General features: G+C 61.1%; 23 protein-coding genes. 14 read left to right on the top strand and 9 right to left on the bottom strand.

The window, feature by feature from the left end:
* Positions 1-3: 3 nt before the first annotated feature.
* Positions 4-3,378: an AAA family ATPase gene (locus ACB035_RS14620; RefSeq protein WP_371167548.1), complete on the bottom strand. Its 3,375-nt coding sequence runs from the start codon at positions 3,376-3,378 to the stop codon at positions 4-6.
* 213 nt (positions 3,379-3,591) lie between these two features.
* Here ACB035_RS14620 and cysZ point away from each other — a divergent pair, with 213 nt between their 5' ends.
* Positions 3,592-4,356 (top strand): sulfate transporter CysZ, encoded by a 765-nt coding sequence (cysZ, locus tag ACB035_RS14615; RefSeq protein WP_005338455.1) that lies wholly within the window; start codon positions 3,592-3,594, stop codon positions 4,354-4,356.
* Between the two features lie 146 nt (positions 4,357-4,502).
* The gene (locus ACB035_RS14610; protein ID WP_371167547.1) at positions 4,503-5,117 is read left to right on the top strand and encodes a trimeric intracellular cation channel family protein; all 615 of its coding nucleotides are present in this window, start codon (positions 4,503-4,505) and stop codon (positions 5,115-5,117) included.
* 85 nt (positions 5,118-5,202) lie between these two features.
* Here the strand turns inward: ACB035_RS14610 and ACB035_RS14605 are convergent, their stop codons facing one another.
* The 4 genes from ACB035_RS14605 to ACB035_RS14590 form a co-directional block, all read right to left on the bottom strand.
* Positions 5,203-5,454 (bottom strand): lipoprotein, encoded by a 252-nt coding sequence (locus ACB035_RS14605; RefSeq protein WP_005338457.1) that lies wholly within the window; start codon positions 5,452-5,454, stop codon positions 5,203-5,205.
* 47 nt (positions 5,455-5,501) lie between these two features.
* Positions 5,502-6,047 carry a DUF882 domain-containing protein gene (locus ACB035_RS14600; protein WP_278174142.1) on the bottom strand — a complete coding sequence of 182 codons (546 nt, stop codon included), beginning with the start codon at positions 6,045-6,047 and terminating at the stop codon, positions 5,502-5,504.
* 164 nt (positions 6,048-6,211) lie between these two features.
* The gene (locus tag ACB035_RS14595; protein ID WP_005358830.1) at positions 6,212-7,696 is read right to left on the bottom strand and encodes a murein L,D-transpeptidase; all 1,485 of its coding nucleotides are present in this window, start codon (positions 7,694-7,696) and stop codon (positions 6,212-6,214) included.
* Between the two features lie 92 nt (positions 7,697-7,788).
* A complete protein-coding gene (locus ACB035_RS14590; protein ID WP_371167546.1) occupies positions 7,789-8,553 on the bottom strand; it encodes a substrate-binding periplasmic protein in 765 nt (254 codons plus the stop codon).
* A gap of 316 nt (positions 8,554-8,869) precedes the next feature.
* On the opposite strand from ACB035_RS14590, the gene ACB035_RS14585 reads away from it, so the two are divergent.
* The 5 genes from ACB035_RS14585 to ACB035_RS14565 all read left to right on the top strand — a co-directional run bounded on the left by ACB035_RS14585 (position 8,870) and on the right by ACB035_RS14565 (position 14,363).
* A complete protein-coding gene (locus tag ACB035_RS14585; protein ID WP_041202288.1) occupies positions 8,870-9,415 on the top strand; it encodes a hypothetical protein in 546 nt (181 codons plus the stop codon).
* A 55-nt stretch (positions 9,416-9,470) separates the two neighbouring features.
* Positions 9,471-10,490, top strand: coding sequence for a glycosyltransferase family 2 protein (locus ACB035_RS14580; RefSeq protein ID WP_149153388.1), 1,020 nt, complete (start codon positions 9,471-9,473; stop codon positions 10,488-10,490).
* The gene (locus ACB035_RS14575) at positions 10,487-10,858 is read left to right on the top strand and encodes a GtrA family protein (protein WP_005338463.1); all 372 of its coding nucleotides are present in this window, start codon (positions 10,487-10,489) and stop codon (positions 10,856-10,858) included. Before ACB035_RS14580 ends, ACB035_RS14575 begins: the two co-directional genes overlap by 4 nt.
* Positions 10,858-12,024 carry a hypothetical protein gene (locus ACB035_RS14570; RefSeq protein ID WP_005338464.1) on the top strand — a complete coding sequence of 389 codons (1,167 nt, stop codon included), beginning with the start codon at positions 10,858-10,860 and terminating at the stop codon, positions 12,022-12,024. The genes ACB035_RS14575 and ACB035_RS14570 overlap by 1 nt, the downstream gene beginning before the upstream one ends.
* Positions 12,025-12,251: 227 nt before the next feature.
* Positions 12,252-14,363: an alpha-amylase gene (locus ACB035_RS14565; protein ID WP_371167545.1), complete on the top strand. Its 2,112-nt coding sequence runs from the start codon at positions 12,252-12,254 to the stop codon at positions 14,361-14,363.
* 75 nt (positions 14,364-14,438) lie between these two features.
* Here the strand turns inward: ACB035_RS14565 and ACB035_RS14560 are convergent, their stop codons facing one another.
* Entirely contained in the window at positions 14,439-15,065 is a 627-nt protein-coding gene (locus tag ACB035_RS14560; RefSeq protein WP_371167544.1) for a glutathione S-transferase N-terminal domain-containing protein, read from the bottom strand.
* Positions 15,066-15,236: 171 nt separating this feature from the next.
* Between ACB035_RS14560 and ACB035_RS14555 the strand changes: the two genes are divergently transcribed.
* From ACB035_RS14555 to ACB035_RS14540, 4 genes are all read left to right on the top strand, one after another.
* Positions 15,237-15,881 carry a response regulator transcription factor gene (locus tag ACB035_RS14555; protein ID WP_005338467.1) on the top strand — a complete coding sequence of 215 codons (645 nt, stop codon included), beginning with the start codon at positions 15,237-15,239 and terminating at the stop codon, positions 15,879-15,881.
* A 113-nt stretch (positions 15,882-15,994) separates the two neighbouring features.
* Entirely contained in the window at positions 15,995-16,591 is a 597-nt protein-coding gene (locus tag ACB035_RS14550) for a TetR/AcrR family transcriptional regulator (protein ID WP_204479920.1), read from the top strand.
* A gap of 82 nt (positions 16,592-16,673) precedes the next feature.
* Positions 16,674-17,552 (top strand): alpha/beta hydrolase, encoded by an 879-nt coding sequence (locus ACB035_RS14545; protein WP_371167543.1) that lies wholly within the window; start codon positions 16,674-16,676, stop codon positions 17,550-17,552.
* Between the two features lie 112 nt (positions 17,553-17,664).
* A complete protein-coding gene (locus ACB035_RS14540) occupies positions 17,665-18,810 on the top strand; it encodes a patatin-like phospholipase family protein (RefSeq protein WP_005347843.1) in 1,146 nt (381 codons plus the stop codon).
* Between the two features lie 28 nt (positions 18,811-18,838).
* On the opposite strand, the gene ACB035_RS14535 is transcribed toward ACB035_RS14540, so the two are convergent.
* Positions 18,839-20,791, bottom strand: coding sequence for a cation:proton antiporter (locus tag ACB035_RS14535; RefSeq protein ID WP_335816722.1), 1,953 nt, complete (start codon positions 20,789-20,791; stop codon positions 18,839-18,841).
* Positions 20,792-20,909: 118 nt separating this feature from the next.
* Here ACB035_RS14535 and ACB035_RS14530 point away from each other — a divergent pair, with 118 nt between their 5' ends.
* Positions 20,910-21,812 (top strand): GGDEF domain-containing protein, encoded by a 903-nt coding sequence (locus ACB035_RS14530; RefSeq protein ID WP_005347848.1) that lies wholly within the window; start codon positions 20,910-20,912, stop codon positions 21,810-21,812.
* A gap of 89 nt (positions 21,813-21,901) precedes the next feature.
* Here the strand turns inward: ACB035_RS14530 and tilS are convergent, their stop codons facing one another.
* Positions 21,902-23,260, bottom strand: a complete 1,359-nt coding sequence (tilS, locus tag ACB035_RS14525) for a tRNA lysidine(34) synthetase TilS (protein ID WP_042079857.1) — start codon at positions 23,258-23,260, stop codon at positions 21,902-21,904.
* A 180-nt stretch (positions 23,261-23,440) separates the two neighbouring features.
* Between tilS and ACB035_RS14520 the strand changes: the two genes are divergently transcribed.
* A complete protein-coding gene (locus tag ACB035_RS14520; protein ID WP_371167542.1) occupies positions 23,441-25,474 on the top strand; it encodes a M13 family metallopeptidase in 2,034 nt (677 codons plus the stop codon).
* 58 nt (positions 25,475-25,532) lie between these two features.
* Complete coding sequence (locus ACB035_RS14515; protein WP_371167541.1) at positions 25,533-25,976, top strand: PliI family lysozyme inhibitor of I-type lysozyme; 444 nt, start codon at positions 25,533-25,535, stop codon at positions 25,974-25,976.
* Between the two features lie 67 nt (positions 25,977-26,043).
* On the opposite strand, the gene ACB035_RS14510 is transcribed toward ACB035_RS14515, so the two are convergent.
* The coding region (locus tag ACB035_RS14510; RefSeq protein WP_371167540.1) for a transposase at positions 26,044-26,451 on the bottom strand (408 nt) is incomplete at its 5' end.

Genomic DNA, 26,451 nt, shown 5'->3' with positions numbered 1-26,451 from the left:
TTTCTAGTTTTGCTCAGCCAAAGCGACGGCTTCACCGATATCGACCGACACAATGCGAGAAACCCCGGGCTCTTGCATCGTGACGCCAACCAGCTGCTCAGCCATCTCCATGGAGACCTTATTATGACTGATGTAAACGAACTGTACTGTGCTCGACATCTCTTTGACAAGAGAACAGAAGCGACCGACGTTCACTTCATCGAGCGGTGCATCCACCTCATCCAGCAGACAAAAAGGTGCTGGGTTGAGTCTGAAGATGGCAAAAACCAGCGCAAGCGCGGTTAACGCCTTCTCCCCCCCGGAAAGCAGGGCAATGGTAGCATTCTTCTTACCCGGAGGTCTCGCCATGATGCTCACTCCGGCCTCCAAAAGATCATCGGAGGTAAGCTCAAGCCAGGCACTGCCCCCACCGAACACTTTTGGAAACAGGGATTTTAAATCTTCGTTGACCTTATCGAAAGTGTCCCGGAACCGTATTTGTGTCTCTTTATCAATTCTTTTAATGGCTTGGCTCAAGGTTTCCAGCGCTTGCTCGAGATCCTGGCACTGATTTTCAAGATAGGTTGCCCGGGTTTTCGCCTCTTCGTACTCCTCCAGCGCCGCCAGGTTGATGGCGCCGAGCGCCTCCACTTGCGCCTCCAGGGTCTGGATCTCCTGCCGCAGCTTGCCGCGATCAGCGGCGATCAACACCGCCTGTTCGAGATCTACCAGTCGAACCCCCAGCTCTTCGAACTGCTCGTGCAACCCCTGTCGACGGGTGAGGTTGCGTTCACGCTCAAGGCGCAGGGTTGCCAGCTTCTCCTGCAACGTCACCAGCTGCTTGTGATCGGCACTTCTGGCCTGTTCCAGCTCACCCAACTGGCGCTCCAGCTCCGCAAGCCGTTGATGACAGGCGAGCTGCTGCGCCTCCAGATTGCGCTGCTCGGCCAGCAGGGGCGCCAGATCCGGCACCGCTTCGCTATCCGGCCCTTTCAGCCCGGCCAGCTCCAGCCCGAGCCTTGCCAACTCCTCTTCGCCCAGGGTAATGAGTTGGCGCAGATTGCCCAACTCCAGTTGCAAACGCTGGCAGGTCGCTTGTTGCTGCTCGCGGCGCACACGGGCCTCGTCGACCGCCCGCTCGCAGCGGGTCAGCAGCTCCTGAGCAACCTGCAACCCTTGCGTCAGCGGCTCCCCCTGCTCTTGCAACTCGGCAAGGCGCGCCTCATCGAGTTCCAGTTGTTCACGGACGCTGGCCAGTCGCTCTGCCTCTTCGGCCTGCTCCTGATCGAGCCGGATCAGCTCTTCGCCGAGCTGACCGAGCCGCTGCAACCGCTCCTGCCGCTGACCCTGTTGCAGACTCCAGGCTTCGCGCAGTTGTTGCCATTTCTGCTCTTGCTCGCGCAAGGTTCGCTGCGACAACTCCTGCGCACTGGCAAGCTGGGCACGCCGGGCATCGGCAGCCACAAGTTGCTCGCTCAGCTGTGCCAGCCCCGCGGCAACCTTCTCCTGCTCGGTATGCAACCGCTCACGCTCACCGAGCAGTGCCATGGTGCCGATCGCCGCGCCCTGCCCCAGATCTGCCCAGTTTGGCCCCAGCCAGTCGCCAGCAGGAGTCAGTACCGACTCACCGGCCGCAAGGCTTGGCTGGCGGGCCAATGCGGCCTCCCGGCTCTCGACCAGCCAGATGGCATTGAGGAAGGAGGGAATATGCTCGCCGCCCAGTTGCGCCGCCAGCGTACCGGCAACCGCCGGTTGCGCCGGGCCAATCCAGAGCCCCTCTTGCGCCAGATTACACTCGTCCGCCGGCGTTGCAGTGAGCCAGCGCCCCAGCACCTTGTCGAGTGCCTGTGCCCACTCGGGGGCAACCTGCAGTCGATCCGCCAGGGTCGCCCCCTCCATCTGCTCGCCGAGGATCTGATCCAGGGTCGCCAGCCGCGCCTCCAACTCCCGCTGCAGGCTCAATTGCTGGCCATGCTGCTGCTTGAGTTGTTCATGGGCGTCGACCGCCTGCGCCAGCTGCTCGGTCAGCTCGCCATTGGCAGCCCTCTTCAGCTCCAGCTCACCACTCAGGACATCGAGGGCCGGTTGCAGATCGTCGGCCTCTGTACGGAGGGGGCCCGCGCGTTCATCTTCCAGTTTGAGGCGGGCCAGCCGGGTCTTGGCCTGCAGCTCCTGCAAACCACCCAACCGGGTACGGGTCTGGTTGAGCTGCCCCTGCAACCCGGCCAACTGTTGCTGCCACTGCTGCTGGCGCAGGCGGGCCTGCTCCAGCTGCTCGCTGGCGTGCTGGCGGGCCTCCTGCTGCTCGGTGAGCAACTGCTCACACTGCTCCAGCCGGGCGCTCTCCTGCTCGGCGCGCAATACCCCTTCGGTCAGTTGATCCTGCTGGCTGGCAAGCTGCGCCTTGCGGGTAGCAATCCGCTCGCCCAGCGCCTCTGCACGGGCCTGCCAGTCGCGCCCCAGTTCACTCTGGTGCAGTTGCTGTTGCTCGAGACGGGCGATGGCCTGCCCGCCGAGAAAAATCTGTTGCTGACGGCTCGCCTGCTCGGCTTGCGCCTCTTGTCTGGCGACCGACAGGGTGACGTGGCGCCCCTCATCGGCGGTGCGCTTGGCATCGAGCGCCGCCAGCGCCTGCTCGGCCTGCGCCAGCTCTGTTTTAGCCTCGCCAAGGCGCGTCTCCAGCGCCCACAACTCGGAGCCAATCAGCTCGGCTCGAGCTGCGCGCGAACGACTCTTGAGCTGTTTATAGCGCTCGGCCGTTTCGGCCTGGGCTTTGAGGTGGTCAAGGCGCGAACCCAGCTCGCCGCGAATATCGCCGAGGCGCTCCAGGTTCTCCTGGGTGTGGCGAATGCGCTGCTCGGTCTCGCGGCGCCGCTCCTTGTAGCGGGAGACCCCGGCGGCCTCTTCCATAAAGAGCTTGAGATCGGCCGGACGCGACTCCACCAGTCGGCTGACGGTGCCCTGTTCGATGATTGCGTAGCTGCGGGGGCCAAGACCGGTGCCGAGGAAGAGGTCGGTGACATCCTTGCGGCGGCACTTCTGGCCGTTGATCTGATAGTGGTTGGAGCCGTCGCGCAGCACTTCGCGGCGCACCGAGATCTCGGTAAAGCGGCCAAACTCGCCGGGCACCCGGTTGTGGGGATTGTCGAACACCAGCTCCACCGAGGCGCGCCCGTGCGCACTGCGGTTGATGGAGCCGTTGAAGATGACATCGGTCATGTTCTCGCCGCGCAGATGGCGAGCGGAACTCTCCCCCAGCACCCAGCGCACCGCGTCGATGACGTTGGATTTGCCACAGCCGTTGGGGCCCACCACGGCGGTCATGTCTGCCGACAGTTCGATGCGGGTCGGCTCGACGAACGACTTGAAGCCGGCGAGTTTGATCAGTTTCAGACGCATGGCGACCTGTATCAGTGGCTAAATAAAGAGGATGCGGGCAGGTGACTTTACCAAATCCAGACCCGGCTTTGTTTGTAATATGCAGGCATCATCCCCATTCATGCCCGATTTTTGGTCGCCACGGCACGAAATAAGGAATAGTCGGCGACTTTACCAAATCAAAGGCTTGTTTGTAATATGCTGGCAGTTCTCCCATGCATAGATGGAGCTCACATGAGCCAATCACCCCATATGGTCAAAGATTCAATCAGCGGTGCAGACTATTTCCTGCGCGGGTTTTCCCTTATTCGCCAACCGGGCATCCGCACCTTTGTGCTGATCCCCCTGCTGGTCAACTTCGTGCTGTTTGCCGGGGCCTTCTATGCACTTTTGCTGCAACTGGACGGCCTGTTCGCATGGCTCCATCAGCAGATCCCCGCCTGGCTCGACTGGCTGGACTATCTGCTGTGGCCCATCGCCCTCATCACCATACTGGTGGTCTTCTCCTTTATCTTCAGCTCGGTTGCCAACTGGGTAGCCGCCCCCTTCAACGGCCTGCTGGCGGAGAAGGTGGAGCAGATCCTCACCGGTCAGCCCGCCAATGACAGCGGCATGCTGGATATCGTCAAGGATGTGCCACGCACCTTCGGCCGCGAATGGACCAAGCTGAAGTATTACCTGCCCAAGGCCATTGGCTGCCTGATCCTGTTTCTGATCCCGGTGGTGGGCCAGACCCTGGCGCCGGTGCTCTGGTTCCTGTTCAGCGCCTGGATGATGGCGATCCAGTATGTGGATTATCCGTTCGACAACCACAAGATCGACTTCATCACCATGCGTGACGCCTTGAAGCAACGCCGTGGCAAGTGTCTGAGCTTCGGCGCTTTGGTGACCCTCTTCTCCGCCATTCCGGTGGTGAACCTGTTCGTGATGCCGGTCGCCATCTGTGGTGCCACCGCCATGTGGGTCGATCACTACCGGCAGGAGCAGCTGGGGCGCTAACCCTTGAACATTGATTAGGAAAAGGCACCCGAAACGGTGCCTTTTTCGCATTTAGCATGAATTAAATTAATGCATGCATTCGATAGCTTGTCCCATATGACACGAGTTGGTAGGATTCTGGCCTTTCTCGTTCCCTGGGATATCTCATGTTACATGCACTCTTCTTGGTTGGCTTGGTGGCCGAAGGGATGACCGGCGCGCTGGCCGCGGGTCGGCGACGGATGGATCTGTTTGGTGTAGTGATCATCGCCTCGGCGACGGCCATCGGTGGTGGCACCATTCGCGATGTGCTGCTGGGCCACTATCCGCTGCTCTGGATTGAACATCCGGAATACGTGCTGCTGGTTGCAGCAGCTGCGATGGCGGGTGTGGTCTCCGCCCCCCTGATGCGCTACCTCGGCAAGCTGTTCATGGCCCTCGATGCCCTGGGACTGGTGGTCTTCTCCATCTTCGGTGCGGCCCGGGCACTGGATATGGGCCACGGCGCCGGTATTGCCTGCATCATGGCGGTAGTGACCGGGGTCTTTGGCGGGGTGCTGCGGGATCTGCTCTGCCAGCGGATTCCACTGGTATTTCGTCGCGAGCTCTATGCAGCCATTTCGCTGATCACCGCAGCCCTCTACTGTCTGGCGCTGGATCAGGGCTTGCCGACCGACTGGGCCGCGTTCGGTTCCATCGGGATCGGCTTTGTCCTGCGGCTGCTGGCGGTACGCTTCAAGTGGGGTCTGCCCACCTTCAACTACCAGTACGCGACCCACTGAGTACGCCAGCTTCTGGCGAGGCGGGTTGGATTGTGAGCAACAAAAAAGCGCCCGAGCGGCGCTTTTTTCATGGACGGTCTGCGACTCAGTTAATCCCTTCCGAGCTGAAGAAGGTCGCCTTGTCGGCGATAAAGCGGATCTTGATGTTCTTCCCTTCCCCGCCCCAGAGGCAGCTGGTAGTGCCCAAGGCATCATCACAACGCTCCGCCTTGCCCAGAATGGTGCTGGCCTCGGCGTAACTCATCCCCATCTTCAACTGGTCGTAATTTTCACGGTTGAGCTTGCTGCAACCGGTCAACAACAGGGCGATCAGGCCGCCAATCACTATCTTTTTCATCACTATCTCCTCTCTGGTGGGAAGAGCTTGGCAGCTTGCCAACCCCTTTACCAGCTGCGCACCGGGCCGGTATCGAGGTGAACGAAGTTATCACGGGGATAGTAACCAACCCCACCCACCTTGAGCTGGAGCGCCGCCTTGCGCAGATGGGCCAGCTGTATGCCGGGGATCCGCACATCCACCGCCTGCCCCAGGGTGTGGTAGCTGTGCTTGGCCACGCCGCGGCTCTTGTGGCGCTTCTGACGATTGGTCGCCGGGGCGCGATAGCCGGAGATCAGCTGGATTTCGCTGCGCCGGCCCAGCTTGTGCTGCAACAGAAACAACTGATCAAACAGCTTCTTGTCGATGTTGAACACTTCATTGCGCCGGTAATCGCGGAAGATGTGGTTGAGCTCGGCCAACCCGTCGCTCAGATAGTGGCCATTCTCCCAATAGCTGGCACGCACCCGCTCGCCGGTATTGAGATTGAAGAAACTGAGTTCACGCCCGGTGGTACTGCGGCTGGCCAGTGCAGGGAAGGAGATCAGCGAGCTGCCCAGCAGGCAACCGGCTCCCAGCAACAGGCGACGTCGACTTATCTCTTGTTCCAGCATAAGGGGTTCGTCCATCGCAGATTCAAGCGAAAATAGTTGAATAAGATCACTGACTGAATGTAATACAGGCGCTTGAAACTACCCTCCGGCGGGGGGCCCTGTCAAACCTCAATCACCCATAGAAAAGCCCGGCACAGGCCGGGCTTTTCACTCTGTGGCAGGGATCACAGCAGGCGGCTCTGGAAGCTGACCCGATCAAATCCGTAGATGTCGTTACGCAGTTGCTGGCGACCATTTTCGTCGATCCAGCTGCTCCAGTAGACGGTAAAGACCGGAATAGGCGTGGTGAGCGGCAACCATTTGGTCTGGCTCTCCTTGAGGATATTGGCCACCTTGTCCGGCTGATAGCGGGAGTCCGCCAGCAACAGTTCGGCCAGATCGTCGGCATGCTCCACCCGGATGCAGCCCGAACTGAAGGCGCGCGCCCCCTGCTCGAACAGCGCCTTGCGCGGAGTGGAGTGCAGATAGATGGCGTCATTGTTGGGCAGGTAGAACTTGTAGCGCCCCAGGGCATTGTGATCCCCCGGCTTTTGCCGCAGGCGATAGGGGAAACCGGCGGCCAGCGCCTGATGCCACCCCTCTTCGGTGAACTGGACCGGATTGCCCTCGCTGTCGATCACCTCGAACTGCTCACGACTCAGATAGGCGGGATCACGACCCAGCTTGGGCAGGATGTCCTTGCTCAGGATGGAGCGCGGCACATGCCAGGAGGGATTGAGCACGATGGAGCGAATTTCGCTGGCCAGAATGGGAGTGGCGCGCTGCTCCTTGCCGACGATGACCCGGCTGGTAAACACCTCGTTGCCGGACTCCACCACGCTCAGACGGTAGTCGGGAATATTGACCAGCACGTAGCGGCCACCGGCGAGCTGATCCACCAGATCGCGACGCCACAGGTTACGCAGCAGCAGGCTGGCGCGCACTTGCGGGCCGGTATTGAGCCAGGAGCGGGTCTGACGGCCGATGATGCCGTCCGCGGTGAGACCGTGACGACGCTGGAACTGCTTGATGGCTTGCTCGGTATCACCATCGTAAATCTGATCACCATGGCTCGGGGCGCTGTCGCCCAGCTCGTTGAGCATGGCGCGGATCTGGCCAAGCTCGGCGGAGCTCTCTCCGGCACGCAGGGTTGGCATATCGAGGGTCGGCCACTTGCTGGCCATCGGCATCGCCAGCAGCTTGTGCACTTTGGCCCGCACCGCCTCGTATTCTGCCACCTGGGGGCGCAGGGATTTCACCTGGGTGAGCAGGTCATCATCGCTGGGTTGGGTCACTACAGGGCGGTTCAAATCGAGCTTGAGGGTCTTCATCTGCTCGCGAGAGACCAGATCCATCCCCCGCCAGGCGTGCTGGAAACGACTGAGCTTGGTAAAAATGTCGTCATAGATGGCACCACGCTTGTCTGCAGGGGTGGCCTGCAGGCGCTTCCACAGCGTGAAAAAATCGGGATGCAGCTGGGCAAGCACAGCCTCTTGCAACTGCTGCTCCAGCTCGACACGGGCCTGTTCGGCCTGACTGCCCTGATACCAGTCGTGTCCGGTTTCACTGGCCGCCACCACGACTTGTGCTTCGGTTGCATGTACCGCGCCGGCGGGCAAACATCCCAGCCACACCAGATTGGCAAGGGCCAGCCAATACTTCATCCCCATGGGTACCTCAAAACGGTTTGTTCACTCTGTCGGGCCTGACAAGCAGACCCGATGCTCAGGCCGCTCATGATGCGTGAACGGCCAATACTTTGCTAGCGCCCGGGGGCATAACGCTGCCAGATAATGTCATACGCATCTGTCTCCTTGAACCGCGCCAACGCCTGATTGAATTGTTGCAAGAATTGCGGCGAAAAGCTGCGCTTGCCCAACATAAAGAAGCTCGGCGATTCAGATACCACCATGGGGTGACTGGTGAACAGACCGCTCATCCCCTCCTTGTTAAGGGCGCTGGGGGTAGCCAGCATGTCACCGAGGAAACCGTCGATCCGCCCGCGGGCCAGCTTCTCATAATTTTGCTGGTCGCTCACCGCACTCACCTGTTTGGCATAGCGAGTGAGCAGCGACATCACTTCATCACCATAGAAGTACTCTTTGGTAACGCCGAGGGAGTAACCACTGGCCAGCCAGCTCGCCAGATCCTGTTCGGGATAATGGCTGCCCTTGCGGATCCACAGCAAGGTGCGCCCCGGATTGTAGGAGTCGGAAAACCAGGCATAACGAGCGCGCTCATCATTGATATTCGCCTCCATCGCCATGTCTATCTCGCCATGCTCCATCTCGTGCAGTACCCGCTTCCAGGGCAGCTCCACATAGTTGACCTTGCAGTGCATGGAAGTGAGCACAGCCGTCAGCACCTCGGCGGCATAACCGCGCACCTCTTGCGGTGAGTCGGCTTCGTAATAATGGTAGGGGGGCCAGTTATCGTAACCGACCTGAATGGGCTCGGGACACAGGGCCTTGGCCAATGCCATTGGCGCCCATAATCCAAGCAGCAGACAGCAAGAGATCCACTTCATATGTCATCCTTGACGAATAGGTGAGTCATCATAAATCGCCCCCTGCAAAATGGCGATAGAAGCCAGATGACTATCGCATCCGCTAGAAAATGACGCAGCAAAGCACTGCTATTTGCCAAATACCTTGCCGGAGCACCATTGGCAACCGGCGCCCCGCCAGACCTGTTTAACCGGGAAACAGCAACGTTTGGAACAGGGGTAAAAAGGGGTTAATATGTGACCAAATATTTTTTTGTGATCCACTATGCTTTTTTTGCAATTGGATTAGCATATGCGCGACATCGGCCTACCCATTCTGTCAGGCATAGAGAGTGATATGACGTACAAAAAGTTCGGTTTTTTGACTGCCATTCTGGCGTTAAGCGGTTTTTATCTTTACACCCTCTATCTGGCTGCTCACCCCAACGTGAGCCTGGCCTACAAACTCTATTATCTGGAAGGCAAGACACGCTTCTGGGAACACAACTCCAGCATGACCTATCAGCCTGGTAACGAACTCAATCTGACCAAGCCGAGCCGCTTCCTCTCCAGCGAAGGCTGGGCCAAGAAGCCGAGCGACGAAGGTACCCTGCTCAGCGGTCAGGGCGGTCTCTACTTTGTGCTGCCCAAGCAGGCGGCCAATCCGGATCAGCTGACCGTACAGGCCCGCATCAACAGCCCGGAAGCCGGTGCCCTGTTGAAAGTGGCGCTGGGTCACGACTTCACCACCACGGTGAAACTGGCCAAAGCGGGCATCAACGAAATCCGCCTCAGTCTGCCCGGCGACTCGCTCACGGCAGATCCCAAGCGCCCCAATTTTCTGGCGCTCTCGGCACCTACTCCCATCAATGTGCAGTCGGTACGTTTGACCGTAGCCCAGTGATCCTTGCTCCGAATACCATTTTATAAAAACAACTATCCCAAATAAGGACGTTCTTATGTCGCATCCAGATTTTCGACTCTCTCTGGTCGTTCCCGTTTACAACGAGGAAGAGAGCATCGATGCCTTCATCAACGCGATAGACAACGAACTGGCCCCGCTGAAAGACCAGCTTGAAATTGTATTCGTCAACGATGGCAGCCGTGACCGCACCCGTGAAGTGGTCGAGCAGGCCATCGCCCGTGACCCGCGCGTGACCCTGGTCAACCTGGCACGCAACTTCGGTAAAGAAGCGGCCCTGACCGCCGGTCTGCATCAGGCCAAAGGGGATGCCATCGTGCCGATGGACGTGGATCTGCAAGACCCGCCCGCCCTGATCCTGGAGTTCGTCAAACTGTGGCAGACCGGTGACTATGACACCGTCTACGGCATCCGAGTCGATCGCAGTGCCGATACCCCGATGAAGCGCCTGACTGCCGGTGGCTTCTACCGCTTCTTCAACGCCCTCTCCACCAGCACCAAGCTGCCGGAGAACGCAGGTGACTTCCGCCTGATCGACCGTCGCGTGGTCGAGGCGATCAAGCTGCTGCCGGAGCGCAACCGCTTCATGAAGGGCCTGTTTGCATGGGCCGGTTTCCGTGCCGTTGGCGTCCCCTACGAGCGCCCGGCCCGTCACGCCGGTGAAACCAAATTCAACTACTGGAAACTGTGGAACTTCGCCCTCGACGGTCTGCTCAGCTTCTCCAGCTGGCCGCTGCGGGTCTGGAGCTATGTGGGGGTCAGCGTCTCGCTGGTGGCCTTCCTCTATATCCTGAAAATCATCACCCAGGTGATCTTCTTCGGCATCGACGTACCCGGTTACGCCTCCCTGATGTCCGTAGTGCTGTTCCTCGGCGGTATCCAGCTGCTGTCGCTCGGCATCATCGGCGAGTACATCGGCCGCATGTTCGTGGAAGTGAAACAGCGCCCGGTCTACCTCATTGAAGGGGTCTATGGCCAGTATGCCAAGCAGGATGCGGCCAAACTGCAGAGCGCTGACAGCAACCCGCAAGAGCAGCAGGAGCAAGCGCCTCAATGATCTCCCGCGAGGAATTCTGGCGGCTGGTACGTTTCGGTTTTGTCGGCGGGGGGGCTACCCTCGTCGACCTTGGCACCTCCATCGCACTGTTTCATACCTGGCCCACCATCTCGGAGCACCTGGTTACCACGTTGGCTTTTGCCATCGCGTTCTGGTTCTCCTTCTTTGGTCACCGCTACATCACCTTCCAGAAGCAGGGAGCCGCCAGCAAGTTTCTGCTGGTTGCCCTCTTCTCGCTGGCGGTGCGTAACCTGATCCTGAGCGGCCTGCTGTTTGCGGGACTCTCCGGTCTGCTGCCGGTGGTCATCGCCACCCTGACCGTTACCGTCCTCACTTACGTTCTCTCTCGCGTCTGGGTTTTTGCCTGATGAATGATATGACCAATACTGCCCCGCTAACCGGGGCTGCACTCCCCTATCGCCCGTCACTGCGCATCAGCGGCCGTGACTGGCTGATGATCATCGCCGCCTTCATGCTGAGCCGGGTGGCGCTGTATGGCATGGGCTACTTCGGTGTCCAGCTCTATGGCTCCCCCGACATCGGCCCGCTGCAGGCCTATTGTCAGTTCGACTGCGTCTGGTTCCAGCGCATCATCGAGAACGGCTACGATCTCTACCCGCGCTGGCTGAGCAAGGGCAATGCGGCCAACTGGGCCTTTATGCCGCTCTACCCGATGGTCTCCGGTGCCATCTCCAACCTGTTCAATGTGGAGAGCCTGATCGGCCTCATCATTGTTACCAATATCTCCTTCTTCGCCAGCCTGCCGCTGATGCTGCTGGTGTTGCGTCAGCTCAAGCTGGGGGACGATACCGCCCGCTTCGGCGTCTGGCTGCTCGCCTTCTCCCCCTTCTCCGCCTACTTCGTCTCCGGTTATACCGAGTCGACCTTTATGGCGCTGATGCTGGGGATGTTCCTGTTCGCCTATCGGGAGCAGTGGCTGATGGTGGCCGTGCTGGGGGTCTGTATCTCCGCCACCCGCAACCTGGGGGTGATGATGGTCTTCCCGGTGCTGATCCTGGCGCTGCAGGCTTACGGCTGGCGGGAATTTTTCCGCTTTACCGAGCGCGCTTTCAAGGTGGTGTTCACCCTCTGGATGATCCCGTTTGGCCTGTTCGCCTACATGGTCTACCTCTATCATCTGACCGGCGACGCCTTCGCCTTCAAACACATTCAGGTGGCTTGGGGTCGCTACATGGACAGCCCGCTGGACTGGTGGCTGAGCGGTTTCGAGCTGGGCGGCCGCAAGGCTTACCTCTCCATCATGGTGATCTTCGGCTGGTGCCTGAACGGTTACCTGTTCAGCCAGAAGCGCTGGGCCGAAGCGACCCTGATGTTCATCTGCTGCACCATCCCGCTGATGACCGGCCTCAACGCCATGCCGCGCTACATGTTCGGGCTCTACCCGACCCTGCTGGCCATCATTCTGCTGACCCATCGCTGGCCAGCCATCCGCCCGGCGGTGCTCTGCATCAGCGGCATGGTGGCCTCCTTCATCGCGGTGGCCTTCGTCAACTTCAAGTTCTTCACCGTCTGATGTGACGACAATGCCTGATACACCAAATGCCGGTCACCTGACCGGCATTTTTTATGGCCGCTATTTTTATCGACAGAGCGTCCCTCTCCTCTCCGTCACACTTTCCTCGGCTTGAAAACGTAACCATTTGAACTGATGTCACAAATCGGCATTTTGCCGATCCAAGGCGCGCTTTGCTGCTCCTAGAATGGGCCCTTGTCCGAACTGCCCTGCTCAAGGAATGGCTTATGCGTCGTGCTCATCACTTATCCCCTCTCTGGCTTGCCCTGCTGGCCGCCCCTCTGTTCATCCAACAGGCGATGGCCGCCCCCGAGGTTCGCCTCTATGTGGATGGTCAACCGGTGGCGACCCCGATCGTGCTGGACAAGGGCACGGTGGAGCTGACCCACCCCCTTGACAAGGGGAGCCACCAGATCCGCATCAGCGACGCAGACAACAGTTGCGGTACCAGCTTTGGCCCGAGCGAGAGCAAGCCGCTCCCCTTCGGCACTGCCCAGCCCATGGACAAATGCAGCAAGGATCAGAGCTTTACCCTGCGGGTGATGCTGGCCGGGGAGTATCAGTTCACCTTCAATCCGGATACCCCCAGCCTCAAGGTGCTGCGGGCGACCAAGAAGAGCGAGTTCAAGCGCCAGCCACCACAAGAGCCCTGCATCAGCTGGGATGGCGGCCCGGTCACTGTGTCGCTAAAAGGGGTCTGGCCCGACGGCACCCGACTGCGGGATGCCTACTCGAAACAGGAGGCGGTGGTCAAACAGGGCAAGCTGACCCTGACCCCGAGCAAAGAGAGCGGAGGCCTGCTGCTGCTCGAGCCGGTCAAGGCAGCCAAGCCAGCACCGTTCAGCTGGGATCAGGCGAGCGTCTATTTTCTGCTGACCGATCGCTTCCACAATGGTGACCCCGCCAATGACCACAGTTTCGGCCGCCAGAAGGATGGTCTGGACGAGGTGGCCACCTGGCACGGCGGCGACTTCAAGGGGCTGACCGAGAAGCTCGACTACATCAAGAGCCTCGGCATGAACGCCATCTGGATCACCCCCATGGTGGAGCAGGTGCACGGCTTTATCGGCGGTGGCGAGCAGGGCAACTTCCCTTTCTACGCCTACCACGGCTACTGGGCGCTCGACTTCACCAAAATCGACCCCAACTACGGCGATGAAGAGAGCCTGAAAATCCTGGTGGACGAGGCCCACAAGCGCGGCATGCGGATCATCCTCGACGTGGTGATGAACCACGCCGGCTACGCCACCCTCGCCGACTTGCAGGATCTGGGGCTCACCGAACTGACCCAGAACACAGACAAGCTGCCGACCGTCTGGAACCAGTGGCGCCCGAGCGGCGGCCTCAACTGGCATGGCTACAACCAGTTCATCGACTATCAATCACCAACGTGGAACAAGTGGTGGAGTGGTGACTGGGTGCGCGCCGGTCTGCCCGGCTACCCGCAGCCAGGCACCGACGATGTCACCGGCTCGGTGGCGGGGCTGCCCGACTTTCTGACCGAATCGACCAAACCGGTAGGGCTGCCGCCGTTGCTGGCCGCGAAAAAGGATACCCTCGCCAAGGCGCTGCCCGACGCTACCGTGAGCGACTACCTGATCGCCTGGCACACCGACTGGGTGCGTCGCTTTGGCATCGACGGCTTCCGCGCCGACACCGTCAAGCATCTGGAGCCCGAGGTGTGGGCCAAGCTCAAGCAGGCGGGCACTGCTGCCCTCAAGGAGTGGAAGGCCGCCAACCCGACCAAGAAGCTCGACGATCTGCCCTTCTACATGGTGGGCGAGGTGTGGGATCACGGGGTGGCCAAGGATTTCTGGTATCAGAACGGTTTCGATTCCCTGATCAACTTTGACTATCAGCGCGAGTTCGCCCTGTCACAGGCCCAGTGCATGGCCAGCGCCGAGCCCAACTATGCCAGCTACGCCAGCCGCATCAATCAGGATCCCGAGTTCAACGTGTTGAGCTACATCAGCTCCCACGACACCAAGCTGTTCTTTGGCGACTATCAGGATGTGCCGCTACAGCGCCGGGTCGCCAACAGCTTTATGCTGCTGCCGGGCGGCATCCAGCTCTACTATGGCGACGAGTCAGGCCGGGGGCTCGCCAAGGATGGCGGAGTGTTCGATCAAGGCTTGCGCTCGGACATGAACTGGCAGGAGCTTGCCAGCGGCGACAAGGCCGAGCTGGTCAAGCACTGGCAGCAACTGGGTCAGTTCCGCGCCGCCCATCCGGCCATTGCGGCAGGTAGCCACCAGAAACTCTCGGATGCCCCCTACGCCTTCGTGCGGGAGAAGGGGGATGACAAGGTGGTGGTGGTCTTTGCCGGTCGGCAGAAGTAACCCTTGAGCCACATTGACCAGCAACAGAGAGGGGAGCCACTGACTCCCCTCTCTCGTTTATCTATCTGCCAAGGTTCACTGTGGCTGGCGCGCCGCCGCTGGCCACTGCAACCGCGCCTTGACCAACATCTCTTGCCACAGAGGCCAAGAGAGCAGCGCCTGCTGATAGGCTCCGGCCTGACCGGGCAACAGGATGCCATAGCTGGCCAACCGATAGGCCATCACCGCATAGAAGGCATCGACAATGCCCGCCTCGCCAAAGTAGAAGGGGCACCGCGCCTGCGACCAGATCTCCTGCAAACGGGCCAGCTCACCGACCGCCTCCACCGGGGGATCGATACGGGTTGGCGCCCCAAGAAAGAAGGGGAGCAGAGAACGGATCTGCCGAAATCCCGCGTGCAACTCGGCGCAGAGGCTGCGAGCCAGTGCCCGCTCGGCCAGCGAAACGGGATAGAGCTGGCGGTCGGGACAGAGCTCGTGAACATATTCAGCGATGGCCAGCGAGTCGTGAACCCGCACGCCGTCGTGTTCGAGCCAGGGCACCAGACCGGCCGGTGCCAACCGCTTGAGCCGCGCCAGCGACTTGGCATCCTCCAGATCGAACACCTGCTCCTGCCACGTCAACCCGCTCATGGCGAGCACCAGTGCCGCCCGCATCGCCCAGGTGGAGCCGGTGCCCACCGCCAATACCAAGGAACCCATCTGTTGCCTCCTGCATGTGTTGCCTGCGACCGGCCTGTCTGCCCTTGATGGCAAAACATCCGATGGTCGCTTCACATTTGCGCACCGGCGGGTTTGACCCTCTTGGTGAGCGATGCTAGTTTGATTTTTCAAAACAATCAGTTAGCAACAATGTGAGCCATTAACCGAAATATGGACAGCCAATTTACCATCGTCATCGCAGATGACCACCCCCTGTTTCGGGGCGCCCTTTACCAAGCGGTGCACATGGCCATCAACGACGCTCAATTGCTGGAAGCGGACTCCATCGACAGCCTGACCAGCCTGCTCGGCGAGCACCCCGAGGTCGACCTGTTGCTGCTCGATCTCAAGATGCCCGGAGCCAATGGCTTCGAGGGGCTGGCCCACCTGCGCGGCCAGTATCCCGACCTGCCCATAGTTGTGGTCTCCGCCTCGGAAGATGCGGCCATCATCCAGCAGGTGCTGCGGCTCGGGGCGCTCGGCTTTATTCCCAAATCGGTGCCGATGAAGGAGCTGGTCAACGCCCTCAATACGGTGATCGGGGGGGATAACTGGGTGCCGGAAGGCATCTCGCTCCATCCTGAATCGGAAGATGGCCCCGATTTCGCCAGCAAGCTGGCCAGCCTCACCCCCCAGCAATACAAGGTGCTGATCATGCTGCGCGACGGCAGCCTGAACAAACAGATCGCCTGGGAGCTCAACGTCTCCGAGGCCACCATCAAGGCCCATATCACCGCCATCTTCAGAAAACTGGGGGTCAAGAACCGCACTCAGGCGGTTATCGCCCTGCAACAGCTCGATATCAAGGAGAGCTGAGCCCCGAACGCGGCGACACAGTCCAGATGAGATAGCCAGCCATGCTGGCTATTTGTTGCTCGACAATTAGCACGATCGTACTTTATGCTGCCAGCGTCAACGAGGAGAGAGTGATGAGCAAGGGGCGCCTGACCCGGGAAACCATTTTGCAGACCGCCTTTGAGCAGGCGAGCCAGCAAGGGCTGGAGAGCCTGACCATCGGCTCGCTGGCCAGCGCCTGCGAGATGTCGAAAAGCGGCCTGTTTGCCCACTTTCAATCCCGCGACAATCTGCAGATCGCCGTGCTGGAATACGCCGCCGAGGTGTTTCGGCTGCGGGTGATCCAGCCGGTACGCCAGCAGGAGCACCAGAGCCAGCACGACAAGCTGATCGCCCTGCTGCGTGCCTGGCAGGCTTGGAACCACTGCTTTGCCGGACGCTGCATGTTCCTCGACGCCTGGACCTCGGTGCAGGATGGCCATCAGCAAAAGAGCCAGGTGCAGCAAGCCGCCCGGCAACTGGTGCGCTTCTGGCTCGACTATCTGGCACGTCAGGTGGTGCAGGGGCAGGCCGCTGGTGAGTGGCGACGGGAGATGGATCCCTGGCGCGCCGTTTATCGCCTCTATGGCCTCTATCTGGCGGATCAGGTGTTCAACGATCTCGAACTGTGTCAGGATCCGGCCCGCCACTTCTGGCCCGAAGTGGACGCTCTGCTGAGCAGCTGGCGCTGATGTTTTGGCATCCGTTCAAAACTAATTTTTAAAAACCGACAAAAAAGCACGACCGTTCGCACATAAAAACCACAGGATGACCATGAGCAGCAAGATCTACTTCAACACCCGCCGCTTCAGCCCGAGCAAATGGCTGCTGGGGATAGGCACCCGGTTGCACCACAGACTCGCCCCCACCCATGCCAAGCGTACCGCTAGCAAGTTGCTGCTCACCCCCCAGCGCAACCAGCGGGGTGGCCACGAACCTGCCGGTCTGGTGAAGCAGGCCGTCCATACCAGCGAAGGGGTATTGATGAGCTATCGGCTCGGTCAGGGGCCGCTGTGGCTGCTGATGCACGGCTGGTCAGGCAGAGCTAGCCAGTTCTATCCGCTGATGAGCCATATCGCCGCGCAGGGTTTCACCGCCATTGCCTACGATCATCCGGCCCACGGCCAGAGTGCAGGCAACACAGGCCACCTGCCCCGCTTCGTGCGCGCCTTCGACGAGCTAGCGACCAAGCTGGCCAACGAAGTAGGCCCGCTGCACGGGGTCATCGCCCATAGCATGGGGGGCGCCGTCACCCTCTCCAGCCGTCAGGCGGGTATCGATACCCTGCCGCTGCTGTTGATTTCGCCGGTGCTCGACTATGTGCCCCAGCTCTACGGCATGGTGGCGCGCTCCGGCTACTCCATCCGGTTGTTCGATGCGGTGGTCAAGGAGATTGAGCAAGAGTACCAGCACCCCTTGAGCACGGTCGACCCGCTGGGTCGCCTCGCCAGTCGCAGCGGTGCGGCAATAATCGTGCATGACGAGGAGGACAGATTTGCCCCGCACGGCGATTCCTTGCGGGCCAGTCAGGATGGTCATACCCGGCTGGTAAGCACCCGGGGTCTGGGCCACGGTCGCATTCTTGCCAGTGCCCCGGTATTCGCCGCCTTCGATCAGCTGGCGCGGCCGGAAAATCCTCACCGCGCCCTTTGACATGGGGCCATGAAAAAAACGGGCGAGCGCCCGTTTTTATATTTGATACAGCGCCTTATAGTTAACTTGTCAGTGGGAACATTCTTGTCAGAACACGATAAGGCGCCAGCATATGGCCAGACCCAATACAGCGTTGTTGCTCACCGGTGGCGGTGCCCGCGCCGCCTATCAGGTCGGCGCCCTCAAGGCGATTGCGGAGCTCTACCCGCGCAATCTCGGCATCCCTTTTCCCATCCTTTGCGGCACCTCGGCGGGGGCTATCAATGTCACCGCGCTCGCCTGCTACGCCTCCTGCTTCCATCTGGGGGTGCGCAAGCTGGAGTGGGTCTGGCGCCGTTTCGAGACCCACCACATCTTCGATTTTCACCCGGGGCGCCTGCTGTGGCGGTTGATGTACGAAGGGTCGGCAGGGCTGATCAATCCCCACACCAACCACGCCTTTCACCTCTTTGACAACGCGCCGCTGCACCGCCTGCTGGATCAACTCATCGACTATCACCGCATCGATGACAACATCCTCTACGGCAGTCTGGAGGCGCTGGCCATCACGGCATCGGATTACGATGACGGCCTATCCACCACCTTCTTTCAGGGGCGGGCCGACCACCATCCTTGGGAGCGGGCCAGACGGCGCGGGGTACGCACCGTGCTTACATCTGAGCATCTGCTCGCCTCCTCGGCGTTGCCCTTCGTCTTTCCGGCCACCCGGATCGGCGAGAAGTTCTACGGCGACGGATCCATCCACCAGCTGAGCCCGCTCAGCCCCGCCATCCATCTGGGTGCGGAGCGGATCCTGCTGATCACCCTGGATCCGCCAGCGCACTCGGCACCGACCCATCATCACGGCCATCTCACCAGCTCCAATATTGCCAGCCATCTACTCGATACGGTCTTTACCGACACCCTCAACTCCGATCTGGAGCGGCTGTGGCGCATCAACCAGACTCTGGATCTTATCCCTGAGCGGGAGCGCAATCGCCTCAAGCTGAAGCGGGTGGAGACCTGCGTGCTAAAACCGAGTCAGGATCTCGACACCATCGCACTGGCCTACCTGCGCAAACTGCCGCTAAAGTTGCGCCGCCTGTTGCGGGTGCTGGGCGTGAAGGGGGATGAGACCAGCAGTCTGGCCAGCTTTTTGATGTTCTATCCGGGTTATTGCCAGCAGCTGATCAAGCTGGGCTATCAGGACACCCTGAGGGAGCGGGAGAGAGTCGTCGCCTTCCTCGATATCGAAGGGCTACCAAAAGAGCGTGAGTAAAGGGGGCTGCCGATGAGAGCAAGGGGACTCAGCGCCCCTCCAGCAAACGCTGCTCCGCCTGCTCCATCGCCACCACGGTACCAAACAGGATCAGCCGATCGCCAGCCGCCAGCACCAGCTCGGGTCTGGGTTCCAGACTCTGATCGCCGCGCTGCACCTCCTTGATCCGTACCTCATCAAGCGGCAACTCGCGCACTTCACGGCCTACCGCCCACGCCTGATCGTGCAACAACAACGGATGGAGGCGTTCAAGCAACTGATCTGCCTCCAGATTGCTGGCGCTCTGATCCCCCCAGTAGAAGCCGTGCAGGAAGCGATACTGGCTGCTGCGCTCCAGCTCCATCCGGCGGATCACCCGACCGATGGGGATATCGCAATTGAGCAGCAAGTGGGAGACCAGCATCAGGGCCCCCTCCTGGGATTCAGGGATCACCTCGAAGGCCCCCGCCTGCTTGTACTGCTCCAGAAAGCTGTCATCGCGGGTACGCACCAGCACCTTGAGATCCCCCGCCAGTTCTCGGATCAGTGCCAGCATCGCCTCCACCCGCTTGCGGTCATCGAAGGTGATGATCACCAGCCGCGCCCGCAACAACCCGGCTGCCAGCAGAATATCGCGGCGGCTGGCATCGCCGAAGGCCACCTGCTCCCCCGCCAGCTTGGCCTCGCTCACCCGCTCCGGGTCAAGATCGAGGGCCAGAAAGGGGATCTCCTCGATCTTGAGAAAGCGGGCACAGGTCTGCCCCGCCCGGCCAAAGCCGGCGATGATGACGTGCTGGTTTTTGCTCAGGCCCGACTGTGCCACCTCGGAGCGGGTCAGCAGCGCCGGATCGGTAAGGCTGCGAGCCAGCGAATGGGCCTGGGTCACCAGCCAGGGAGTCATGGCGATGGAGATGATGCCGATGCCGATCAGCAGGGAGACCAGTTGCTGATCCAGCAAGCCGTGGTGCAGCGCCAGTGCCAGCAGCACGAAGCCGAACTCCCCCACCTGACTGAGCATGATACCGGCGGCCATGCTGTCGCGCTTGCGCTCCCCCATCAGCCGCCCGGCCAGCAGCACCAGCAGGGATTTGCACAGCACCAGCAACACCACGCAGATCAGCACCTGCCACCAAGCCCGCGCCACCAGCTCCCACTCCATGGCCATGCCGATGGTGATAAAGAAGAGCCCCATCAACACGTCGCGAAAGGGCTTGATGTCTACCTCAAGCTGATGACGGTAGTGGGACTCCCCCAGCATCATTCCCGCCAGAAATGCCCCCAGCGCCATCGACAGCCCGAGCGAATGGGTCATGTAGGCGGCCAGCAGCGCCACCAGCAGGGCGCTCAGCACGAACAACTCGTCGGAGCGGGCCCGCGCCACCTCGTGAAACAGCAGCGGCAGCAACCACTTGCCCACCGCCAGCAGAGTGAAGAGAGCAAACAGCCCCTTGAGGGTGGCCCAGGCGATCTCGGCGGCCAGCGCACTCCCCTGCACTTCCGGCTGGGCGAGGATGGGGATCATCACCAGCAGGGGCACCACTGCCAGATCCTGAAACAGCAGCACGCTCACCCCCAGCTGGGCGCGGCGGGTATGGAGCTGCTTCTGCTCGCCGAGCTGCTTGATCACCACCGCCGTCGAGGAGAGTGCCAACGTCCCCGCCACCACCAGCGACTGGGCCAGACCCAGCCCCCACCACCAGCCGATGGCGAAAAAGAGCAGTGACGTGAGCAGCACCTGCAACATCCCGACCCCCAGCACCAACCGGCGCATCGCCAGTAGTTTCGGCAGGGAGAACTCCAACCCCAGCGAGAACATCAGAAAGACGATCCCCAGCTCGGCAATGGTCTGCATGATCGACTGGCCGGTGATCACCGCCAGCCCGTGGGGGCCGAGCAAGACGCCGGCAATCAGGTAGGCAAGGATGACCGGCAAGCCGAGGCGCCGGAAAATTGCCACCAGCAGGACGGCGGCGAACAGCAGGATCAACAGGTCGGTGTACAAATTTCCCTCTCCTTTTATCGACTTAAGCTTAGTCAGTCGATCTGGCGGGCAGGAAAGATATATTGGGCATGCCAATTGCAGGGAGGAGACAGTAGTCAGGTGTTACAGGTGGAAGACCATGGAAAATACGTCGTCACTTAATGGCTTTAGCCATGGCATCGAGCAGTGGGTTCGCCAGATGGAGCGGCTCACGCCGTTGCCCAGCGTTGAACGCAACCAGTTGCTCGAGCAGTTGTTGGGGCAGAGCGATCTCGGCGGTCTGCTGACAACTTTTGCCGATCGTGCGGCAAGAATTGTCAGGATCCACGGTCTCTACCTCGATTGTGGCCAGCCCCATGTGCTGATCCAGCACCCGCCGCTGGCCACCCTCAACCTGCACAACTATCCGTTCGAGCTGCGCGGCCAGCACGGCCAGCTGCTCGGCCAGCTCCACTACGAGCTGGAACATCCGCTGAGCGGCAGTCAGCAACGGGTACTGATGCAATACCATCAGCTGCTCTGCCTGCTGCTCCCCCTCTATCTGCGGCTGGAAAAACTGGATCAGCTGGTCCGGCTCGATCACCTGACCGGCCTTGGCAACCGCTCCTACTTTGACGAGGCCATCGGCCGCGCCATCGAACAGCACAGCCGCGAGCCCCACGGTCTGGTGCTGGTGCTGCTGGATCTCGATCGCTTCAAGCAGATCAATGACACCTGGGGCCATCCGGTGGGGGATCTGGTGCTGAGTCGCTTCGCCCAGCTGCTCAAGGGGTGTATCCGCAGCACGGATCAAGCCTTCCGGCTCGGGGGAGATGAATTTGCCCTGCTGCTGCAACCGGCCGAACCCGAGGCGTGGCGCCCGGTCTGGCTGCGACTGCAGCATATGTTGATGACCAATAAGGAGCTCAGCACCTTCTCGGTCGGATGCAGCCTTGGCGCCGCCAGCTGGCAATCCGGGGTCGATGTGCCGAGCCTCTACGAGGCGGCCGACAGTCACCTCTACGCCCGCAAAAAAGCCGGCAAGGCCAGCCCTAACGAATAATCGCGAACTCTTCTTTGCTCCGGCACATGCGCACCATGTGACCGGAGCTTCTTTTTTTGGGGCTAACTCCCTCTCACGCCGAGACCTCCTCAGGCAAGATCCTGCTCGGGCAAAACCGGGGCTGCACCGCTCCCCTGCCAGTGGCACACCAACCCGGCCCCCTGCGCCATAAAACCGTCGCAGACAAAGAGTCCCACCACCGCCGCCGCCTGCTCGCCATAGTAGAGGATGGGGATGCGCCCCCGTTGCCACGAAGGCACGCCATACTCCTGCAGCAACTTCTTCATCCGCCGACTACCGCTTCGCCCCACCGGTTTGAGGGGGATCCCGGGCGCTACCTGAAAACGCACCGAGAGCGGCTCATCCGCTTGGGGGGAACGCAACAGATCCTCGCCGTGCTCCGCCATGCGCACCACCAGCTCACCCAACCCGTCCGGCAGGGTCAGCGGCTCACCCACTGTGACCGGCAACACCTGATGGCAAGGTTGCAGATCAGGGCTCACCAGATAGAGTCGCTCCTGAAAACGGCGGCAGCTCTGGCGCCCCCAGTTGAGCTGGGGATTGGCATCGCCGCGCGCCAGCGCTACCTCCTGCCAGAGCCGGGCAAGCTGCTCACGGGATGGCATCTCCCCCCCCTGACGGCGGATCCAGTAGCGCAGCAGGTTGTTGCGCCGGGTGGGTGAAAGGGCGTGCAGCGGGCCGATATGGAGCGCCTCCCCCTCGCCCGCCAGCTGCCAGTCGCTCTCGGCAAGCTCCTCCAACAGCGCCTCCTGCTCGGCGCACAGGGCCATGCTGCGCGCCGCGGTCTGGGCCATGGCGGGCCAGCGCGCCTTGAGCTGGGGGATAAGCGTCTGGCGCAAAAAGTTGCGGTCATAACTCACGTCCAGATTGCTCTCATCCTCCACCCAGCCAAAGGGGAGGCTCGCTGCCGCCCCGGCCAGCTCGGCGCGACTCATATCGAGCAGCGGCCGCAGCAACAGGCCGCCAGCAAAGGGCTGGCTTGGCAAGATCCCCGCCAGGCCGCGCAGGCCGGCGCCGCGCTTGAGGGCCAGCAGCAGGGTCTCCAGCTGATCGTCCTGATGGTGGGCGGTGAGCAGCCACTCCCCCTCCGTCATGTGCGCCATCAGCTGCTGGTAGCGCGCCGTGCGCGCCTGCGCCTCCAGACTCTCGCCATTGCCGCGGGCCAGAGTCACCCGCTCGACCAGCAGTTCAACCGCCAATTGCTGACACACGGCTTCACAATGAGCGACCCACTCATCGGCATGGGGACTGAGGCCGTGGTGCACGTGCAGGGCGCGAAGCGGCAGGCTGTGCTCGCGGGCATACTGCGCCGCCAGTACCAGCAGCAGAGTGGAGTCGAGGCCGCCACTGAAGGCCACCAGCAGACCAGTGGAACCTTCCGGCGCTGGCATAGTCAGACAAAAGCGAGAATAAAGATGAGAAATCATAGGCTTCCCCAAAACGGACCGGCCGATCTTAGCAGAGTCGGGCTTATCAAGCTGCAACCCTGCTGCTAGAGTGAGGCTCGCCCGCCCTCTCCACCAGGCTGGCCGCAAAGCGGTCGCACAACCGGTTGGAGCAAGGAAGATGGGCAGGGAAGCAAACAATCCGAATTGGAATCAAACAAGATGAACAATAAGAAAAGCTTACTGGCCGGCCTGATTGGACTGGCCCTGCTGGCTGGCTGCAGTCAGGCACCGCAAGAATCCCCCAAACACTCCGGGCTGGCGCTGGCCAATATGGACACCCAGGTCAAACCCGGCGATGACTTCTTCCGTTACGTCAATGGCAAGTGGCTCGCCACCGCCAAGATCCCCGACGATCGCCCCGCCGATGGCGCCTTCTACATGCTGCGGGACAAATCCCTCGCCGATGTGCGGGTGCTGGTCGAGGGGCTGGCCAAGCAGGAGGCCGCCACCGGCACGCCGACCCAGCAGATCCGCGATCTCTACGCCAGCTATCTGGATCAGGCAGGCCGTGACGCCAAGGGGCTCACCCCGCTGGCACCGGCGCTGGCCGATATCGACCGGATCGGTGATCAGGCAGCACTGGCCCGCGCCTTTGCCCAAAGTGGCCGCATGGGCGGCGGCGCGCCGTTTGGCATCTGGATCGACGCCGATGCCAAGTCCCCCGACCGCTATGCGGTCTACCTCTATCAGGGGGGACTGGGGCTGCCGGATCGGGACTACTACCTCAAGCAGGATCCCGAGAGTCAGGCCCTGCGCCAGAAGTACCAGCAGCACATCGCCGCCATGCTGAGCCGCCTCGGTGAGTCTGACCCGAGCGGCAAGGCCAAGCGGATTCTGGCCCTCGAAACCCGGCTCGCCACCATCCAGTGGGACAACGTCGCCCTGCGGGATCGGGAGAAGAACTACAACAAGCGCCCCGCCAGCGAACTGGCACGGCTCGCCCCCCATCTCGACTGGCAGGCTTATCTCAATGCCGCGGGCATTGCTGGCCAGCCGGAGCTCATCATCGGTCAGCCGACCTATCTGAGCGCGCTGGATCAGGTGATGGCCCAGACCCCCATCGCCGATTGGCAGGCCTACCTCAAGTGGCAACTGCTGACCGACTACGCCCCCTATCTCGACAGCGAGACCGACCGGGCCAACTTCGCCTTCTACGGCACCACATTGAGCGGCACGCCCAAGCAGCGCGCCAGCTGGGAGCGGGCGCTCGGGGTGCTGAACGATCATCTGGGTGAAGCGGTCGGCCAGCTCTATGTGGCCCGCTACTTCCCGCCAGCGGCCAAGGAGCGGATGGAGCAGCTGGTGGAGAACCTGCGCACCGCCTACGGCCAGAGCATCAAGGAGCTCGACTGGATGTCGCCCGAGACCAAGGCGCAGGCCCTCGAGAAGCTGGCCAAGTTCCGCCCCAAGATCGGCTACCCCGACAAGTGGAAGGATTACAGCGCCATCACCATCAAACCGGATGATCTGGTGGGCAACCTGCAACGCTCGCAAGCCTTTGAATACGCAGACAGTCTGGCGCGCCTCGGCAAGCCGGTCGACCGGGACGAATGGCACATGTCGCCGCAGACGGTGAACGCCTACTACAACCCGAGCAACAACGAGATCGTCTTCCCGGCGGCCATTTTGCAGCCCCCCTTCTTCGACATGACGGCGGATGATGCGGTCAACTACGGCGCCATCGGCGGGGTCATTGGTCACGAGATGGGCCACGGTTTTGATGATCAGGGGGCCAAATCCGACGGTGACGGCATGATGCGCGACTGGTGGACGCCGCAAGATCTCAAGGAGTTTCGCTTTCGCACCAGCCGTCTGGTGGCCCAGTACAACCGCTTCGAGCCCATCAACGGCCAGTTCGTCAACGGCCAGTTCACCCTGGGGGAGAACATCGGCGATCTGGGTGGTCTCACCATCGCCCACAAGGCCTATGAGCTGTCACTGGATGGCAAGGAGGCGCCGGTGCTGGATGGCTTCACCGGCGAACAGCGCTTCTTCCTCGGCTGGGCGCAGGTGTGGAAGGGGATGTATCGCCCCGAGCTGATGCAGATGCTGCTGCGCTCCGACCCCCACTCGCCCCCCGAGTACCGGGTCAACGGCGTGGTGCCGAACATTCCCGCCTTCTACGAAGCATTCAACATCCAGCCGGGGGACAAGCTCTATCTGCCGCCCCAGAAGCGGGTGAAGATCTGGTAGCAACATCACGGCGGGCTCCCCGGGAGCCCGCACTCAAGAGACAGCAAGAGGTTGCAAGATGAACAAAGCATTGATGATGGCAGGGCTGCTGACCCTGCCGCTGGCGGCACAAGCACAAGCCGAAGAGGGATTTAGCAAGCAACTGACCCTCCCCTCCGGGCAGGTGATCCGGGTGGCGCAGGGGGCCGGTGAGCCCGCCTCCATCGGCAGCTATGACGTGCGGCTCTATTCGGGCCAGAACGCCCAATTTCCACTGGATGAGTTTCAGGATGGCAAGGTGATGGCTCGCAACGGCTTTATCCGGGAGCTGAAACTGGTCGACTTGAATGGCGACAAGCAGCCCGAGCTGGTGGTCATCATCGAGAGCGCCGGTAGCGGCAGCTATCAGGATGCCGATGCCTACACCGTCAGCCCGCAGGGGGAGCTGGAGATCTTCAACCAGGTCAAGGAGCTGGAGCCCAAAGAGGATGTGGTCAAGGCGCTCAAAAGCCCGCAGGACTAAGCCCTCTCCCCGAATCTGTGTCTAGTCCTGAAATAGGTTTACACATTTTCAACTAGCATTTCTCTACTCAGAACCCCCTATGTACCGCATCGGGGGTTCTGTATTTCAACGCATGATGCGGCCGCTCCGCGTTGTAAATATCCACTGCTTCACGCACCATTTCCCGCGCTTGCGTCAAATCCTGCGGGCTTTGCAGCAATAACTCTCCTTTCAAAATCCCGTTCACCCGCTCCGCCAACGCATTCTGGTAACAGTCATACCCATCCGTCATCGAGCACTTCACCCCGTACCGTTCATGTAATGACTGATACAGCCCCGAGCAATACTGCACGCCGCGGTCTGAGTGATGGATTAGCTCCCCGCTGCCACGCCGTTGCTTCAGCGCTTTCTTGAACGCCATTGCCACCGATTCGGCATGCATTCCTTCGTGCACGTGATGGCCCACTATCTTGCGTGAGTACGCATCCGTCACCAG

Origin of the sequence: Aeromonas sp. S12(2024) (genome assembly GCF_041402305.1) — a bacterium.
In the GTDB taxonomy this organism is placed as follows: Bacteria; Pseudomonadota; Gammaproteobacteria; order Enterobacterales; family Aeromonadaceae; genus Aeromonas; species Aeromonas veronii.
Note: the sequence above shows the minus strand (reverse complement) of the source record. Positions and strands in the feature narration are given on the sequence as shown.